The organism is Echinicola pacifica DSM 19836 (assembly GCF_000373245.1).
In the GTDB taxonomy this organism is placed as follows: domain Bacteria; phylum Bacteroidota; class Bacteroidia; order Cytophagales; family Cyclobacteriaceae; genus Echinicola; species Echinicola pacifica.
In genome coordinates this window covers 195,578-212,279 of sequence record NZ_KB890750.1, presented here as the reverse complement: position 1 = coordinate 212,279, position 16,702 = coordinate 195,578, and the positions used below count along the sequence as shown (strand labels likewise).

Here is a 16,702-nt window from a genome sequence, read left to right as displayed (position 1 = left end):
CCATTTCGGAAAGGTGATTTACCTCCCTTTCCGAAATGGCTTATCCCACGACCTATGTACCTTCATTATAAAATTATTTTCTTAGCAATTTGCAGCTTATTGGCGGTCAGCCTTCGAGTCAATGCTCAGCAGCATAGCAGGCCAAATATAGTCCTCATCTATGCGGATGACCTTGGCTACGGTGATTTGGCATCTTATGGTGCGCTGGATTTAGAGACACCTCACCTGGATCAGCTTGCCGCCCGAGGCATGCGGTTCACAAATTTTGAGGTCGCTCAGGCAGTGTGCAGCGCATCGAGAGCAGGGATCCTAACGGGCTGCTATCCGAATCGACTAGGCTTAAGTGGCGCCCTTAGCCCCCTTGACAGCATAGGTCTTAATCCTGAGGAGGAAACCATCGCTGAAGTGGTGAAGAGAGCGGGAAATTATAAAACAGCCTTATTTGGCAAGTGGCATTTAGGCCATTTGAAGCCTTTCTTGCCCTTGCAGCAAGGCTTCGACGAGTTCGTAGGCTTACCCTACTCAAATGATATGTGGAAATGGACCTATGAGATGACCTTAGCCACTCAGGAAACTCACGCTAGAAAAGCTAGCTTTCCCGAACTGCCGCTGATGGCTGGTGACACCATATATAGTGTCATCGAGAATCTCGATGACCAGGCGGAGCTGACCACTCGATACACCGAGGAAGCGGTCCGGTTTATCTCTGAGAATAGCGATTCTCCGTTTTTGCTCGTCATTCCCCATTCTATGCCCCATGTGCCATTGGCGGTTTCGGACAAATTTAAGGGCAAAAGTAAACAAGGACTCTACGGTGATGTGGTGATGGAAATAGATTGGTCTGTGGGGCAGGTAATGAAAGCCCTGGAGGACCAGGGATTGGTGGACAATACCCTCGTGATCTTCACCTCTGACAATGGCCCTTGGTTAAATTTCGGGACTCATGCAGGCTCAGCTGGCGGACTGCGAGAGGGTAAAGGTACGAGCTATGAAGGAGGGCAGCGCGTACCCTGCATTATGAGCTGGCCGGGGCAAATTCCTTATGGGACTGTAAACAATAAACTGGCTTCTACCATCGATTTTCTTCCTACCTTTGCAGAGATTCTTGGTATTTCTCTTCCGGAAGAGAAGATTGATGGAGTAAGTATTTTGAGCTTGCTGCGCAATGAAGAAAATGCTAATCCTCGGGAAACATTCAATTATTATTATCAAAAAAATGCACTCGAGGCGGTTCGGAAAGGCAACTGGAAGTTAGTATTTCCCCATAGCCACAGAACCTATGAAGGCTCCTCACCGGGCACCGACGGGCTGCCTGGCAAGACGCAGCAGCTTCGCGCAGAGATGGCTTTATATGACCTTCGCCGCGACCCTGGAGAAAGGTACGATGTACTATCGGAGAATCCGGAAATAGTGAATGAATTGATAGAATTGGCTAATCATGTTCGTGAGGATCTAGGCGATGAGCTCACTGACCAGCCCGGTAAAAATCGCCGTGAAGCAGGAAAAATAATTAACTTTTAAACATTATAAAGATATGAAACTAACTAAGCTCAAGCTTCCCGTATTGGCGGCGCTCATTGCTTTTATGGCAATGGCTTGCCAGGACAAAACTGAGGAAAAAACGGAAAAAGGTCCACCGAATATTTTATTCATCATGGCAGATGATCATGCCTATCAGGCGATCAGCGCCTACGGCCATGGCCTTAACGAAACCCCAAACATTGACCGAATTGCCAATGAAGGGGCGATTTTTACACGCGCTACCGTCACCAATTCCATATGCGCCCCAAGCCGAGCAGTGCTCTTGACAGGTAAGCATAGTTTTGTGAATGGGAAGGTGGATAATGTCCAGCCTTTCGATTGGGAGCAAGACAATTTCCCCAAACTACTCCAGAAAAACGGCTACCAAACTGCGCTGATAGGAAAGATTCACCTCGATGGATTGCCGACTGGTTTTGACTATTCTATGGTCCTGCCTGGCCAAGGTCATTATTACAATCCTGACTTTTTGGTGAATGGCGAAACGAAAAGATTCGAAGGCTATGTAACGGATATTACCACGGAAGAGACCTTGAAATGGCTGGATCAGGGACGTGATAAGGACAAACCATTTGTCCTTATGTACCACCAGAAAGCACCACATAGAAACTGGAAACCAGCTCCGGAGTACCTGACTTTATATGATGATCAGGAATTTACTCCACCTTCCAATTTCTATGACCAGGAAACAGGATATGCAGGTAGAGGCACTGCCGCACGTACTCAGGAGATGGAAATCGACGGTGAGGCTATGTGGGGACATGATTTCAAAATGGTGATTGACCCTTATGGGGATAGCACGGGCTTCGATAGGGAGCTTGCCAGATTTACTCCAGAGCAGCTGGCGCAATGGAATGCAGCCTATGATCCGAAAAATGAAGCATTCAAAAAAGCATTTGGACAAGGTGATGAGGCCACCTTCAGCCCTGAGAAAAGACGTGAAATCGCCAATTGGAAGTTCAATAGGTATATCAAGGATTATCTCCGCACCATAAAATCCGTGGATGATGGAGTAGGAGAAGTCCTGGACTATCTGGAAGCTAATGGCTTGGCCGAAAATACAATCGTCGTATATACCTCTGACCAAGGTTTTTACCTTGGCGAGCATGGCTGGTTTGATAAGCGATTTATGTATGAACAATCCTTCCGTACACCGCTCCTAATACGCTATCCTAAGGAAATAGAGCCTGGCACTTCCATTGATAAATTGGTGCAAAACCTGGATTTTGCCCCCACTTTCCTTGATTATGCTGGCGTGGACGTCCCTAAAGAGATGCAAGGTGAATCTTTCAGACAGCTCGTCAGTGGAGAAAGTAGCGAATGGAGGGATGCCGTATATTATACCTATTACGAATACCCATCCGTCCATATGGTCAAAAGACACTATGGGGTCGCCACTGATCGCTATAAACTGATGCATTTCTATTATGATATCGATGAATGGGAAATGTATGACCTGGAAAAAGATCCTCAGGAAATGAATAATATCTATGAAGATCCACAATACGCAGAGGTAAGAGCGACAATGCATGAGCGGCTAAAAGAACTCCGTGAAAAATATGGGGATAGCGATGCAAATGATAAGAAATTCCTGGATGCCTATCTTGAAGCATATAATAAAAATAAATAGGATTGGGAAAATAGGTTTAAAGCTATTTGTCTTTAATTCATACCAATAAAAAAGGGCTAAGATTCAGGAAATTCTGAATCTTAGCCCTTTTTTTATACCTATCAGCTGTTGGCTTGCCGAGAATTTTTCCAGGGCTAGCAAGCCAGGGATAGCGGTTATAAAATAGTTTTCATAATAGGATTAAATAATTAATATTCAACGGTATATGAATTATTTACACCTTCCACATCCTTAAAGATATCACCTTAAAACTTCCAATTTTTTTGCTGTATTTAGGACTTATTTAGTATAAATCCAAGGACATGAAGCCAACCACGATAGGCTGCGGGCAGCTAGCCTAGAACCTAAGCGATAAGCCACCGCCTGCACCAAATCGATTGTCATAGCTTCCCATAATGGAGAAGTTTCGCGAGATCATATAGCTAGCTCCTGCGGACCAGGTGGTCTCTCCTTTATAGCTGGAGTCTTCACCTGTCTCCGGAAGGCTATTGGTCCATCCAAAATCCATCTGGTACTCATAACTTCCAAAGATGCTCGTACGAGGAAAAATCATGATTTCACGGTCAATGCGCAACTCTGTTCGCAATTTATGATCCAGGCGCACATCTAAATTGAATAAGAATGGCGTAAGGAATCGGATCCCTACCACCGCTGAAGCACCGATATCATCCATACTTTCTGGGATTTCATTCTCCATATTAAGTCCGGCAAAGACTCGGAAATAATCATAGATATATCGCTCATAACTCAGCTCTGCTTCAAAATTTTTATTGAAACCATATTCAACATTCACATTAAATTGATTTCTGATATTGGAAGAAACTAGGTTGAGCCCCACAAAATGGGAAGCTATTTCTGCCGTTCCCCAGCTGAAATATTCATCACTTTCATTAATGAGCTTTTTCAATGGGAAACCTTTTAATCTAGGGTCACGCGGACTATTATAAGAGAACACGCGAGCCATTCCTCCCATCATATGATAGAGAACGTGGCAGTGGAAAAACCAATCACCTTCTTCTGTGCCCTCAAATTCTATAGTGATCTTTTGCATTGGCGGTACATTTACTGTATGCTTCAGCGGGGAGTAGTCCCCATTTTCGTTGATTACCCTGAAGAAATGGCCGTGTAAGTGCATAGGATGATGCATCATCGTAAGGTTATTCAGGGTGATACGGGTTACCTTTCCACCTTCGACTTTTATTTTATCCGCCTCTGAAAGTGGGACACCATTCATGCTCCAGATATAGCGCCACATATTGCCGGTTAGATTCAGGAGTACCTCATTTACCGGCTCATCAGCTGGAAAGTTTGTTTTCTCAGGCGATTTTAGATAATCATAATTATACTCAGAAAACATCTCCATTCCGGGCATTTTATGGCCTTTACCCTCCATCGTATTCTGCTGGTCCATAGCCTGTGATTTTCCATGATCCATAGCTGAGTGGTCCATCTTCGAGTGATCCATAGGTTTATCACGAGAGTCATTCATTTCAGAATCCATCGCGGAGGACTGTCCCTTCTGCTTCATGTCCATTTTCTGCATTCCTTCTTTATCCATCTGCATACCCCACTTATCCATCATGGCTTTGGGATTTTCTTCTGAGGGTTTAGCTTTCATTGCAGGAGCCCCCATTTTCATATCCATTTTGGCCATCTTCATCATCATCCCAATCTTGTCCGGACGCGGAAGCTCCGGAGCAGCGAGTATATCTCCTTCTCCTAAATACACATTGGTCTTCCCAGACCCATCTTGAGCCATGGCGCTGATTTCTATCTTGCCGGATTCAGGGAGTGTGACAATAAAATCATAAGTCTCCGCTATCGCAATAAAGGTTTTATTGCGGCTGATAGGCTCTATATCCAAACCATCCGCCGAAACCAATAAAGGATCCTCACCCCCGAAAGTCAACCAAAACTGGGAGGAGGCAGAGCCATTAATAAAGCGCAAACGAACCTTCTCTCCAGGAGCAAAATCAGGGTAATGACTCGTTTCCTGACCATTGTTCAGGAAGGCATCATAATAGATATCAGCGATATCCGCTCCTTCCATCCGCTGCTTCCAGAAGTTCAGCTGCGCACCTAAGGCCCCACGACCAATCACCTGATTTAGAGGAGTGGACGTACCCTTTTTGATGGTGTACCACTCATTTCCACGTTTTAAGTTTCGCATGACATTCCCGGGTTTTTGATTGGTCCAGTCAGAGAGTAGGATGACTAATTCCGAATCATAGTCCAAGGTCTTTTCCTTGGGCTCAATGACAAAAGACCCATAAACTCCACTTTGCTCCTGGAGCATAGTATGCGAATGATACCAATAAGTACCCGCCTGCTTTAGTGGAAATTCATATTTTTGAGTTTCCCCGGGTAGGATAGGTGGAGTGGTCAAATAGGGCACTCCATCAAAAAAATTGGGAAGGAGGATGCCATGCCAGTGCACGGAGGTTTCCACATCCATCTCATTGGTCACATAGATGACCGCATAGCCACCTTCCTGGAATGTCAAGGTAGGCCCGGGAATTCCTCCATTCACCGTCATGGCGGGCACTGACTTCCCAGCTTTTGAGACCATATCCTTACGGATGGTAAGAGAAAAGGTGGCCGTATCCGATGGAAGTTCCTGCGCCGAAGCATTATACATTCCTATCACCAAAAGGCTGACTATTGCCATTGGTAGTATAAGGGGATTAATTATTCGTTTCATTTCTTCTAATTTATAAATTGCTATAAAAATCATTAAATGCTGCTAGGGGAGTCCTTATGCCTGGACTAAAGGGGCTCTTATGGAAATCCGGAGTTCCTTTGGTCTTTTTCATTCGCTGGCGCAATGGAATAGATTCTATTAGGAATGCAATGAGCCTTTACGATTTTAAGGATTCCAAAGGAATGGCTCTATGGGTCTTATCTTAGAATAGCTATTCCCAAAAGGGAGCTAATATTAAGATTTGAATGTAATCGCCCATAAATGAGAGGCTCATGAATACTATTCAGAGGCAAACCACAAGCGATTCAGCTACTCCAATGGGTAGCGAGGAAAAGAGTTCTAGCCCTCCAGTGATGGGGGTAAACTATAGAAGGAAAGATTGGAATAGGACAGTATAATCCCGCCAAATAGGAGGTGGGGAGATAAAGATTGGAGAAGCGATGCTTTCCGATAGTGTATCCCGTCCAAAAACAAAAACAGCTGTAAATGCCGCAATAAAAATCAATTGAGGCGAATAGGTGGAGATCAACTTCAGATTCTGATCGGTCTCAGAATGCATCAGTTCAAATTGATTCTTGCAGCAATCACTAGCCTCCTCGAATTCGCCAAAAGGGGAAGAGGAGCTTTTTGGGGAATGCTCCATTCCACAGTCCAAATCCTGGGCGGATAGCCCTACCGCTTTCAACATTTCAGATCCCATGCATATATGACTGCTCTTGACCACACCGATGTTGGCGAAAAGCAATAAAATAGCTAATAATATGGAAACTGAATTTCTCATTAATGTAAATCTAGAAAATTATGGGCAAAGCCAAAAGGGAGAATTTTGATTAGTTAGAAATAATAATAGAAAAAGATATTACTGCCATTTGATTCTTTTATTTATAATTGACCTTATACTTCACCTGCACAAAATCATTGGCAAAGGCAGTGGACTCAGCTTGTTGCAGATGAATATCCTTTCCTGTTTTACCAAATAAAGGTATTCCTTCTCCAAGTAAAATAGGCGCTAAGGTGATGGTCATTTCATTAATGAGTTGTAAGCTAAGGAAGGATTGAATCGTGGCACCACCATCAATATAGGCGTGGTGGAAGCCTTCCGCTTCCAAAGAGGCAAGGAGGTCTTGTAGATCTCCATGATAGAGTTCCACCTTATCCCGGAGGTTTTCTGGAGCTTCCTTTAGACTTTGGCTTAAGACGATGATCCTAAGATCACCATATATCCATTGGTCGGGAGATAGATCCATGCTGGAGATCGTCTGCATAGTTTTTCTTCCCATGATCATACAATCCACCGAAGAGATATAATGCTGAAAACCCATATCGGCTTTATCCCCTTCAATCGTCTGACCATTTCCAGCACTGTGCAACCAATCCACAGCTCCATCAGGCCTGGCAATATACCCATCTGTACTCGTGGCTATAAAAACCGAACATTTCATATTTGTAATTTTTTATTTTGCTTTACCCAAAAATCAAATCCCCTGTGCCAAATCTATATCGCTGGCCCCAGCATCAAGAGTACTCCAAAAATCGAATTGGAAACCTTGCCCGTACATAATTAAGACCTTCCATAGGCTAAAATCTCTACGGCATAATAGCTATTTGGGTTCCTTGGCAGACACCATTTCCCCATTAATCATTATCCATTCATTTTTGCTTAGAATATTCATTCTTCCTCCAAATAGTTCTTTTCCAGACCATAAGGAATACAAAAGAGGGATTTATACTGGGTCAAGTCCATTGTAAAAATTACAGAAAGGGTAGAGGAGATGTATTAATACCAGGCGAAATTAGTAATTTGGTCCTTCCACAGCCAACATCCTGCTACTGAGCTAAGCCTCAATCGACAGGCTGGGCTGGGTTTTTTAACCAATTAATATAGGCAATAAAAGAAATTCTCCTTGGATCCCATTCCTGATATATCTTTCAAAAGCGCTGAAGGAGCCACAGATATAGAGTTTTTGCATCTGGCAGAACTATTCTCCCGAATAGAAAATGACCCTAATCATAATCCTAAGCTGCCGCATAGAATATCGTTTTTTGCACTTCTGGTAGTGACCGAAGGAGCGGGGCTTCACCATGTGGACCTGAAGGAATATGAGATAACTGCTGGGACTGTGCTGAAAATCGCCAAAGGGCAGGTGCATGCTTTTCAGGAGAATTCCAACTATGATGGTTACCTACTCGTGTTTACCGAGGATTTTGTGCTTCGGTATTTCTCGAAGTCGTCGATTGATTTTATTTCCCATTTATATAACTATCATATTTCAGAACCCTTGGTGAAGAACATCACTTTCAGCGACTCCTTCCTGGAACAAATCACCAGTGAGCTTCAACAGCAAAATGGCTATGCCCAAAAGGAAATAGTTGCAAAAATCCTGGAATTATACCTGTTGCGATTGGAACGGCAAGCGCATGGGGAACTGTCGGTAAAGTTAAACCAAAAGCATCAGGCCCTTTTTATAAAATTCAAAAATTTGGTGGAGCAAAATTTCTCTGAAACGAGAAATGTTAAGGATTATGCAAATCTATTGAGCATCTCTCCAAAACATCTCAACCAGGTGGTGAGGGAAATAACGCTAAATACTGCCAAGCATTTTATTGATCAATACGTGACCTTGGAAATCAAACGTAGCATCTTCAGCAGCCGAAAGAGCCTAAAGGAAGTAGCCTTTCAAACTGGCTTCGATGAAGTCACCAATTTCACCAAGTTTTTCAAAAAACAAACCGGGCAATCCCCCAAAGAATTCAAATCCTCACTTTAGAGTCTTGCCTGTATAAAGGTTTTATTTCCTATACTTTATTATCAGCCTTTCTTTTTTTGTGGTTTACCCTATTGGTTTCATATTTACCATTTTTATGAAGGGATTTACCTTTTTTAGGCCAGCAGCATTGGGGAACTTTGTAGCAAAATATGCCAGTAACATTCAGAATTTACTCCCCAAATTTTAATGACCAATAATCCTTTGAAAGAAATTATTGCTAAAAATGCCCATTGCAGCAGTTGGACAAAGCTGATGTTCAATATGTGCTGGGACTTAGCGCTGGAGAGGCAGAACATTTAAGAAATAATATATGCATTTTATTAGAAGAAATTACGGCTGGATCATTGTCACCATTTTAGCGATCTTACCTTTATTTATCATCATAAAAATGATAAGCGAATTGCCAGGTGAACTCATGCAGGTACCGCTGGACGAGGCAGGAGAGGAAAGCCGATCTTCAGTGGCGATGTTATATCATATATCCGGGGAATTTGCGATCAGATGGATGACAGCAGTACTTACCTGCACTCCTTTCTTTATCCTCTTTGGCTCCAACAACTTATTCGTGCGGCAGGCTATGGGCATTGCCACAGCAGTATGGAGTATTTTGCATCTAATTATTTTCATTTGGGCAGAGGGATTTTTGGAGACTTTTACTCAAGTGAACTATATCGCAGGCTTTGTGGCCGTAGTGATCTTAGTCCCCTTACTCCTGACCTCCAATAGGAAGTCCATGAAAAGGCTAAAAAGCAAATGGAAAAAACTACAAAGCCTGGCCTATATCGCTGCTGCACTAAGCTTATTCCATATCATACTTATCGAAAAAACATGGTTGATCTACGGGATAATAATTGGCCTGGGCTTTATCATAAGAATCCCAGCTATCAAGGACAAAATTATTGGCTTCCGTACGCGGAATAAACATCAAAAAGTCAGCTAATTAGCACTATTCTTTGGGCACATTTTTAAGCCGAAAAGTGGTGCTAAACTATTGCATTAGCCTCTAATAAATTTACAGTAGAAATGAGTTTCATAGAAAATATTATAAAGAAAATCGTACTTGAGGAGGGCCTAATCATAGAAAAGGCGGCACTTTCACAGTCCGCCATTAGAGTCCGCATTCAAAGTGATCGCATTCGGGAAACCGATTTTATAGCAGGTTCATTCCTAAGACTGGGCATAGGTATAGGCAAGGAAGAATTGTCAATGAAGGACAAGATCAGAAGCTACAGCGTATGGGGTATCAATAAGGACGAAGGCTATGTGGACCTGGCCATTGCGACTCATAGTAATGGAATAGGTTCCGTATGGGCGAAGGAATGCCAGGTGGGGGATACGGTTTATTTCAAATGGAAAAAAGGCAAGTTCCTGGCCGACGCCAGCGCCGACAGTTACCTGATGATAGGCGACCTGTCTGCACTTTCTCACCTATATATGATCCATCGGAACATCGGGCAAGGGAAGCAAGTCGAAAGCTTCATTTATAGTCCTGATAAAAGTGACTTATTTCCTGATCTTGATGGGAGCAGCCCCTTGGCTTTCCACGAGCTGCCAGCCAATGCCAGCAAGGAAATAATATCTAAATTGAAGGAAATCGTGCCTCAGCTATCAGTAAATTCCATAGTCTATATTGCGGGAGACAGCAGGATATGCATAGATTTGACCCATTATTTCAGAAAAGAGCTCCATTGGCTCCCAAACCAAATAAAGACCAAACCCTTCTGGAATCCCGAAAAGAAAGGGCTGGAATAGATTAACGGTGGTCACCGATTGGATATCCTTTTCCATCATAGCTCTGATAGGATTCTGAAAGAAGTAATATTCTGTAGCTATCTCCTATTAAACTAAGCCCAAAATTTCAAATAATTTATTCATCCCTGAAAAGGCCCGATCTGGATTTTTCATGTCAAAGGTTCTAAACTTTTGGGAATTCGGTATGGCAATAAGGAGAAATTCCTTCAGTTTGATATAGATATCATCACCCTCTCTGGTATAGTATTTTTGAGATTTGGAATAATCCTCCATATGGTTTAAAAGACGACGTGTTGCGCTTGCACAATTGGCAAAAGGAGCACCTGTATATTCAAAATGAAGCAATAACCAAATCTCTATACAGGGCTGATTGATAATGACCGTGACATTTGACTTTAGTGTAAGTTTATCCTTATACCTAATGAACCTGTGTAGGGCTGTTTCCTGACCTTTCTTTGTTTCACTAGTCTCTTTCAAGATCACGTCCATATCCGTAATCCAAATTACCTCATCATAGTCATTATAGAGGGTTAAATTCTATCGTATTGGTAGGATAGCTCCTTCTTTTGTGGGATTTCAGCTTTTATATGAAATTTGGCATCAGATTGATTTATAATGATTCAATTCCTCTTTTAAGGCTGCATTTCTATTGAATTCTACTGTGTAGGAATATTTAATTTCATTCTGTAGAAATTCAATGGACAGTATAGTAGGATTTTTAGGCGTTTCTTGATCAAAAAGAAACGGAGAAAATTTAAGAGGATTAGTTTTCTTTTCTTCCGGCTCAAGTATCAAATCTCTAAGAAAATAGGGCCTGAAGAATTGTAGTTTTTTCCGAAGCATTAGCACCATAGATTAGGCCTAGTTTCAAAATCCTAAAACCACTTTTGGTGGTGATCACAAAATAATCTTCAAGATGACTGAAATTTTCTGCCTCAAATGAAAGGGTTTGTTTTTCCTTGACCGCTCCGAAAGTTCAGATATGAATTTCGGTTTTTATCCTGTCTTTTATCTTAAGGAAGGCGATACGCATCTGAGACTCCACGGTCTTCACCGATATTCCTAGCGTCTTTGCGATATCCTTATATTTAAGCCCCTGCATTTTATTCATTTGATAAATCGTTTTACATTTTGAAGGAAGAGAATCTATGATATCTCGTACTTGATTGAGACGCTCTTCTTCCAAAAGGGGATCTTCCTGAGCTTGTTCGGAGAGGGCTTGTTGCCATATTTCGTATAATAATTCATTACGACGACTCTCTTTTTTGAGGGTATCTATATAGAGATGATAGGCAATGGTAAAAAGATAGTTTTTGGGACTGGTCTTATCATCCAGCCTATGTTTTTCCTCCCATAACTTGATGAAAGCCTGCTGAGCAAGGTCATCTGCCTGCATTTTGTCATGATTATAAGTCATTAAAAATGCCACCAAATGCTTATAGTATTTGGTAAATAAGTACTGAAAAGCCTGGGTTTTACCGTTTTTCAATTCCTTCACTGCAGAAATGTCATTCATTCTGTTTTGGTTATGGGTGGGTGTATTATCAAATGCAGTACTACAAATATTGAAAATAAAATTATTTTTTTTAAGGGTTTTCTAAAATTTATCAGTAGAAGACTTGAAAGGCAGTGTAAGCTCCAGAGAATTTCTAGAATAATAGTAATGGAAGAAAAGATAACTAAATTTTTATTGGGGACGATAACTGATTCCGAGCTCGAAGAACTGAAGGACTGGATGAAGGATCCAGCAAACCAGGCATTGGTTCAGCAGCGATTATTGGAGCATAATGATGTGAATTTGGCCTCCCTGGAGGATGAGGTGGAGCAGGCATTTCAGAAGACTCTCACCAAAATCCAGGAACCTAAAAAGCCAGTTGCAAGGAAAATAACACCATGGTTACGATACAGTGCTGCGGCGGTACTCCTGATCGGTTTCTTTTTTACCGTTAAGCAGTATATCGGAGCCGAGGACGAGCTTGCTGCACTTCCGGCTGACACCATTACCCTAGACATGGGAGATGGCAGAGTCCAGATCATCCATTCTGGTGAGTCCAAAGTACTTACCGATAATGCAGGTGGCCTTATCCTAAAGCAAGAAGGGGATGGCCTGGACTATTCAGAGGCGCATGCTGGTAAAGAATTGGTATATAATAAATTGAATATTCCGAATGGTAAAACCTTCCAGATTACCTTATCAGATGGATCAAAGGTCAATATGAATGCGGGCAGCTCGCTACGCTATCCAATAGACTTTTCGTCTGCGGAAACCAGGGAAGTTTTTCTTACTGGAGAGGCTTATTTTTCGGTGGCCAAGGATAAGACCAAACCTTTTTTGGTCAATGTAAATGGGCTTCAGGTAGAAGTATATGGGACGGCCTTCAATGTATCTTCTTATGAGGAGGATCAGGATATAGAAGTGGTATTGGTGGAAGGGGCGGTAGGCCTTCATCGAGAGCATGCAAAAGAGGAACATGCCGTCCAACTGCTACCTGGCCAGAGGGGTACATTTGAAATAAACGGAAAGGAAATCCAGGTGGACAAGGTAAATACGGGCCTATATACCGCCTGGCTGGACGGTGGACTCGTATTTCGTGACCAAAGCTTCAACCAAATCCTCACAAAGCTCGAGCGGCATTTCAATGTGAAAATCGAAAACCGCGATGAGCAACTAGGCAAAGAGCTGTTTAATGCCAGTTTTGGCAAAGTGGGAATTGCCGAAGTTCTGGAATTCTTTAATGAAGTCCATGCGATAGATTATACCATTAAAAATGATAAAATAATTATCAATTAAATACGCTCATATGAAATATAATGTACAGACACGAGGCTCCTAAGAGTTATAAAAAAAACCGGAAAATGCGCCAACATTTTCCGGAGAAATGAATGATCATGAAATTTGTTACAACGCATAATCAAACCATTAAAGGTATGAAAAAAAGCCCAAAGGAAGGAAGGATAAATAGGCCTTTATTCCGCATTAACCTAAAAATCAGGCTAACATTATTGCTCGTTTTTGCAAGCAGCCTTAGTTTATTTGCCAATGATAATTACGCCCAAAAAGTCCAGATAACACTGGAAGCAAAGAATATCACAGTCAGTGAAATAATAGACAAAATAGAGACAGAGACAGATTTTCATTTTGTCTATAAGACCAAGGATGTTGATTTGGAGCGCAAAACTTCCCTCAAATCCAATAAGGAAAGTATTGATACCGTATTGGATCGCTTATTTCAAAACAGCAACACAAGCTATAAGATCAATGGCACACATATTATATTAAGAAAAGCCGAGGCCAAAAAAGTCCTCCCCGCTAAGGAAATCTCCACCAGCGAAATGGATACCGTGAAGATAAAGGGAAAGGTGATCGACCAGAATGGAGATCCACTTCCACTTACTAATATCATGGAAAAAGGGACTTCCAATGGTACTCAAGCGGACTTTGATGGTAACTTTTCCCTGACCGTAAGTCAGGAAAATGCCGTATTAGTCCTGTCCTTTATAGGATATACCTCCAAGGAAGTCAATATAAATGGGCAATCCTCCCTCTCCGTCCAGCTGGAAGAAAGTGAAGCGGGGCTGGATGAGGTCGTGGTCGTGGGATATGGCACCACCAAAAAATCCGATATGACCGGTGCGGTATCTTCGATCAAAAGTCAGGCTATCTCAGAAAGACCTATTTCCAATTTTGGTCAGGTCTTACAAGGGAATGTCTCAGGTGTGGCCGTAAATTCCTCCAGTGGAGAACCGGGAAGTGATGTGCAGGTCCGGATCAGAGGCCTGGGCAGTATCAATAGTAGTGTAGATCCATTATACGTGGTGGACGGATTACCTTATACTGGCAATCTCAACTCCATCAATGCGTATGATATAGCCTCCATCGAAATCTTAAAAGACGCCTCTTCCACGGCTATCTATGGGTCCAGGGGAGCGAATGGCGTAATCCTCATTACCACCAAAAAAGGCCTGGGAAAAGGATTTAACATCAGTTATAATGGCAATTATGGCGTGCAGAACCTCAGGAAAAAAATCGACCTATTGAATGCCAGTCAGTACGCAGACCTGGCCAACGAAGCGGAAGCAGCCATTGGAAATCCGGCAAGGTACTCTGCTGCCGATATAAGTGCTTTTCATAATAATGGGGAAGGCACAGATTGGCAGGATGAGATCTACCGCTCAGCTATCACCCAAACCCATCAATTATCTGCTACCGGTGGCAATGAGAAATTAAGCTTTTACCTATCTGGCAATTACCTAAACCAGGATGGAATAATCAAAACATCCGCCTTCAGGAAATACAGCCTTAGGGTCAATTTGGATGCGAAGATTACGGACAAACTATCGATTGGAAATACCCTATCTGTAAGTCGCCAAGCCACTAGCGGAGTGACTGCCGGAGGCTCCACCCGAAGCAATACTGGTAATTCTAATGTCGTATGGTCGGCATTGGTGGCCAATCCTACGCTGGATATTATGGATGAGGATGGGAATTTCATTCCCAATGGTCCCGAACCCATTTTTGATAATCCTGTGGCCCTGCTAAATGGCGTAGTAAATGATGCCCAGTCCACTGAGATGATAGGAAGTATTTACCTAAACTACGATATCAAGGATTGGCTGAGCTTCAAATCCACCTTTGGTTTTGGTCTACAGAGCAACCTGAACGGCTTCTATACGAAGAAATTTATAATAGGCAGTAATGATGGATTTGCATCCAGAAGTACTTCTCAAAACACCAACTGGGTGAGTACAAATCAATTCAACTTCAATAAGAATTTTGGGACTGATCATAAGCTGCAAGGTAACCTGATCTCCGAGGTGCAGGAAGTGATCAATGAAAGTTTTTCGGCTAGTTCGCAGGGGTATGTACTGGACAATCTTACCTATAATGACCTAAGTTCCGGCTCCAATGCCCTTATTCCTAATAGTGGTGCAACCCGATGGGCGCTTGCTTCCTTTGCCCTTCGGGCCAATTATAGCTTAAAGGACAAGTACCTGATGACCTTCACCGGCAGGTATGATGGAGCCTCCCGATTAGCGGAGGGGAATAAGTGGAATCTATTTCCTTCGGGAGCGGTATCATGGAAGATCAGTGAAGAACCATTTATGGCTTCTATGGACGCTGTTTCAAGCTTAAAATTAAGAGCAAGTTATGGAGAGTCTGGAAATCAAAGTGTTAATGTATATTCTACCCTAAGTATCCTGGGTCCGGATCGTGCCATCATTGGCGCTAACGAGGACATAAGAACTGGATTTTCACCCCTGAATCTACCCAATCAGGCCTTGACCTGGGAGATTTCTAAGCAAACGGATATTGGGATTGACGGAATGTTCTTCAATGGCAAGGTAGGCTTGGTAGTGGATTATTTTAACCGCAAGACCCAAGGATTATTTTTCAACAGAGCCCTACCTTCTGTGGTCGGCACCACCAACCTCACGGCTACCACCAATATCGGTAGTGTAAGGAATTCAGGCATGGAAGTAGAAGTGGACATCAATGTACTGGATGCCAAGGATTTTCAGTGGAACGTAACGGGTAATTTTACTTATACCAAAAATGAAGTGCTGGCGCTAGCAGAAAATGACACGATATACACTGGTTATGGTGGTGAATTTGGTCAAACTGCTGGAAGCCAAATTCTGGCAGTAGGCGGTCAATTAGGCGTATTTAGAGGCTGGCTGTCGGATGGACTTTATGGCTCTGATGTAAGTCTCACGATAGATGGGGCCACTCAGGCTCCCGGTGATCTGAAATATGTGGACATCAATGGTGACGGAAATATCAGCCCGGACGATCGGGTGGTCATAGGAAATGCTATCCCTACGCACTTTTGGGGTCTGACTAATTCCTTTACCTATAAAGGAGTGAATTTAAGTGTGTTTTTTCAGGGAAGCCATGGCAACCAAATTGTAAACCTAAACCGTAACACTTATCTATTGTCTCTGGATGGGAAGTCGAATAATGATATATCGACGCTGGATAGATGGACGCCCACTAATACTGATACCGATATCCCAAGGGCTACCGGGGTAAGGGCGCCAATGCGATTTTCGGATAAATGGCTGGAAGATGGATCCTATATCAGGCTGAAGACCATCACTTTGGGGTACCAATTTCCTATGAGTCTTTTAGAGAGATTAAATGTCAGTTCTCTAGGTCTATTCGTCACCGGTACCAATTTGCTCACCTTCTCGGATTATTCTGGTTATGATCCAGATGTCGCCAGATCAGCCTCCGTGACCCAACAGGGCTACGATCAGGGGATTTATCCCCAATCAAAATCCTTCATTGTGGGATTAAACATAGGCTTTTAA

At 42.7% G+C, this 16,702-nt stretch carries 11 protein-coding genes and 1 pseudogene; 7 read left to right on the top strand and 5 right to left on the bottom strand.

Features of this window, described 5'->3' with window-relative positions:
- Nucleotides 1-54 precede the first annotated feature (54 nt).
- Both B050_RS0111635 and B050_RS0111630 read left to right on the top strand, forming a co-directional pair.
- Nucleotides 55-1,521, top strand: coding sequence for a sulfatase family protein (locus B050_RS0111635; protein WP_018474093.1), 1,467 nt, complete (start codon nt 55-57; stop codon nt 1,519-1,521).
- Nucleotides 1,522-1,534: 13 nt separating this feature from the next.
- Nucleotides 1,535-3,169: a sulfatase family protein gene (locus B050_RS0111630; RefSeq protein ID WP_018474092.1), complete on the top strand. Its 1,635-nt coding sequence runs from the start codon at nt 1,535-1,537 to the stop codon at nt 3,167-3,169.
- 337 nt (nt 3,170-3,506) lie between these two features.
- Here B050_RS0111630 and B050_RS0111625 read toward each other — a convergent pair whose 3' ends face one another.
- The 3 genes from B050_RS0111625 to B050_RS0111610 all read right to left on the bottom strand — a co-directional run bounded on the left by B050_RS0111625 (nt 3,507) and on the right by B050_RS0111610 (nt 7,312).
- The gene (locus tag B050_RS0111625) at nt 3,507-5,870 is read right to left on the bottom strand and encodes a multicopper oxidase domain-containing protein (RefSeq protein ID WP_044202434.1); all 2,364 of its coding nucleotides are present in this window, start codon (nt 5,868-5,870) and stop codon (nt 3,507-3,509) included.
- 364 nt (nt 5,871-6,234) lie between these two features.
- Entirely contained in the window at nt 6,235-6,651 is a 417-nt protein-coding gene (locus B050_RS0111620) for an HYC_CC_PP family protein (RefSeq protein ID WP_157492751.1), read from the bottom strand.
- A 97-nt stretch (nt 6,652-6,748) separates the two neighbouring features.
- Complete coding sequence (locus B050_RS0111610) at nt 6,749-7,312, bottom strand: dihydrofolate reductase family protein (RefSeq protein WP_018474088.1); 564 nt, start codon at nt 7,310-7,312, stop codon at nt 6,749-6,751.
- A gap of 462 nt (nt 7,313-7,774) precedes the next feature.
- Between B050_RS0111610 and B050_RS0111595 the strand changes: the two genes are divergently transcribed.
- The 3 genes from B050_RS0111595 to B050_RS0111585 all read left to right on the top strand — a co-directional run bounded on the left by B050_RS0111595 (nt 7,775) and on the right by B050_RS0111585 (nt 10,390).
- Entirely contained in the window at nt 7,775-8,638 is an 864-nt protein-coding gene (locus B050_RS0111595) for an AraC family transcriptional regulator (protein WP_018474086.1), read from the top strand.
- A 310-nt stretch (nt 8,639-8,948) separates the two neighbouring features.
- Nucleotides 8,949-9,578, top strand: a complete 630-nt coding sequence (locus B050_RS0111590; protein WP_018474083.1) for a ferric reductase-like transmembrane domain-containing protein — start codon at nt 8,949-8,951, stop codon at nt 9,576-9,578.
- 83 nt (nt 9,579-9,661) lie between these two features.
- Nucleotides 9,662-10,390: a siderophore-interacting protein gene (locus B050_RS0111585; RefSeq protein WP_018474082.1), complete on the top strand. Its 729-nt coding sequence runs from the start codon at nt 9,662-9,664 to the stop codon at nt 10,388-10,390.
- Between the two features lie 87 nt (nt 10,391-10,477).
- Here B050_RS0111585 and B050_RS0111580 read toward each other — a convergent pair.
- Nucleotides 10,478-10,903: pseudogene (locus tag B050_RS0111580) on the bottom strand (RloB domain-containing protein); the annotation flags it as partial.
- 463 nt (nt 10,904-11,366) lie between these two features.
- Nucleotides 11,367-11,906, bottom strand: coding sequence for an RNA polymerase sigma factor (locus B050_RS0111570; RefSeq protein WP_018474080.1), 540 nt, complete (start codon nt 11,904-11,906; stop codon nt 11,367-11,369).
- A 147-nt stretch (nt 11,907-12,053) separates the two neighbouring features.
- On the opposite strand from B050_RS0111570, the gene B050_RS0111565 reads away from it, so the two are divergent.
- Complete coding sequence (locus tag B050_RS0111565; protein ID WP_018474079.1) at nt 12,054-13,181, top strand: FecR family protein; 1,128 nt, start codon at nt 12,054-12,056, stop codon at nt 13,179-13,181.
- Between the two features lie 137 nt (nt 13,182-13,318).
- Nucleotides 13,319-16,702, top strand: coding sequence for a TonB-dependent receptor (locus B050_RS22385; protein ID WP_169336256.1), 3,384 nt, complete (start codon nt 13,319-13,321; stop codon nt 16,700-16,702).

Coding starts and splice junctions, on each gene's coding strand:
- B050_RS22385 (WP_169336256.1), top strand. CDS start 13,319: ATGAAAAAAAGCCCAAAGGAAGGAAGGATAAATAGGCCTTTATTCCGC.
- B050_RS0111570 (WP_018474080.1), bottom strand. CDS start 11,906: ATGAATGACATTTCTGCAGTGAAGGAATTGAAAAACGGTAAAACCCAG.
- B050_RS0111610 (WP_018474088.1), bottom strand. CDS start 7,312: ATGAAATGTTCGGTTTTTATAGCCACGAGTACAGATGGGTATATTGCC.
- B050_RS0111590 (WP_018474083.1), top strand. CDS start 8,949: ATGCATTTTATTAGAAGAAATTACGGCTGGATCATTGTCACCATTTTA.
- B050_RS0111585 (WP_018474082.1), top strand. CDS start 9,662: ATGAGTTTCATAGAAAATATTATAAAGAAAATCGTACTTGAGGAGGGC.
- B050_RS0111635 (WP_018474093.1), top strand. CDS start 55: ATGTACCTTCATTATAAAATTATTTTCTTAGCAATTTGCAGCTTATTG.
- B050_RS0111565 (WP_018474079.1), top strand. CDS start 12,054: ATGGAAGAAAAGATAACTAAATTTTTATTGGGGACGATAACTGATTCC.
- B050_RS0111630 (WP_018474092.1), top strand. CDS start 1,535: ATGAAACTAACTAAGCTCAAGCTTCCCGTATTGGCGGCGCTCATTGCT.
- B050_RS0111620 (WP_157492751.1), bottom strand. CDS start 6,651: ATGAGAAATTCAGTTTCCATATTATTAGCTATTTTATTGCTTTTCGCC.
- B050_RS0111625 (WP_044202434.1), bottom strand. CDS start 5,870: ATGAAACGAATAATTAATCCCCTTATACTACCAATGGCAATAGTCAGC.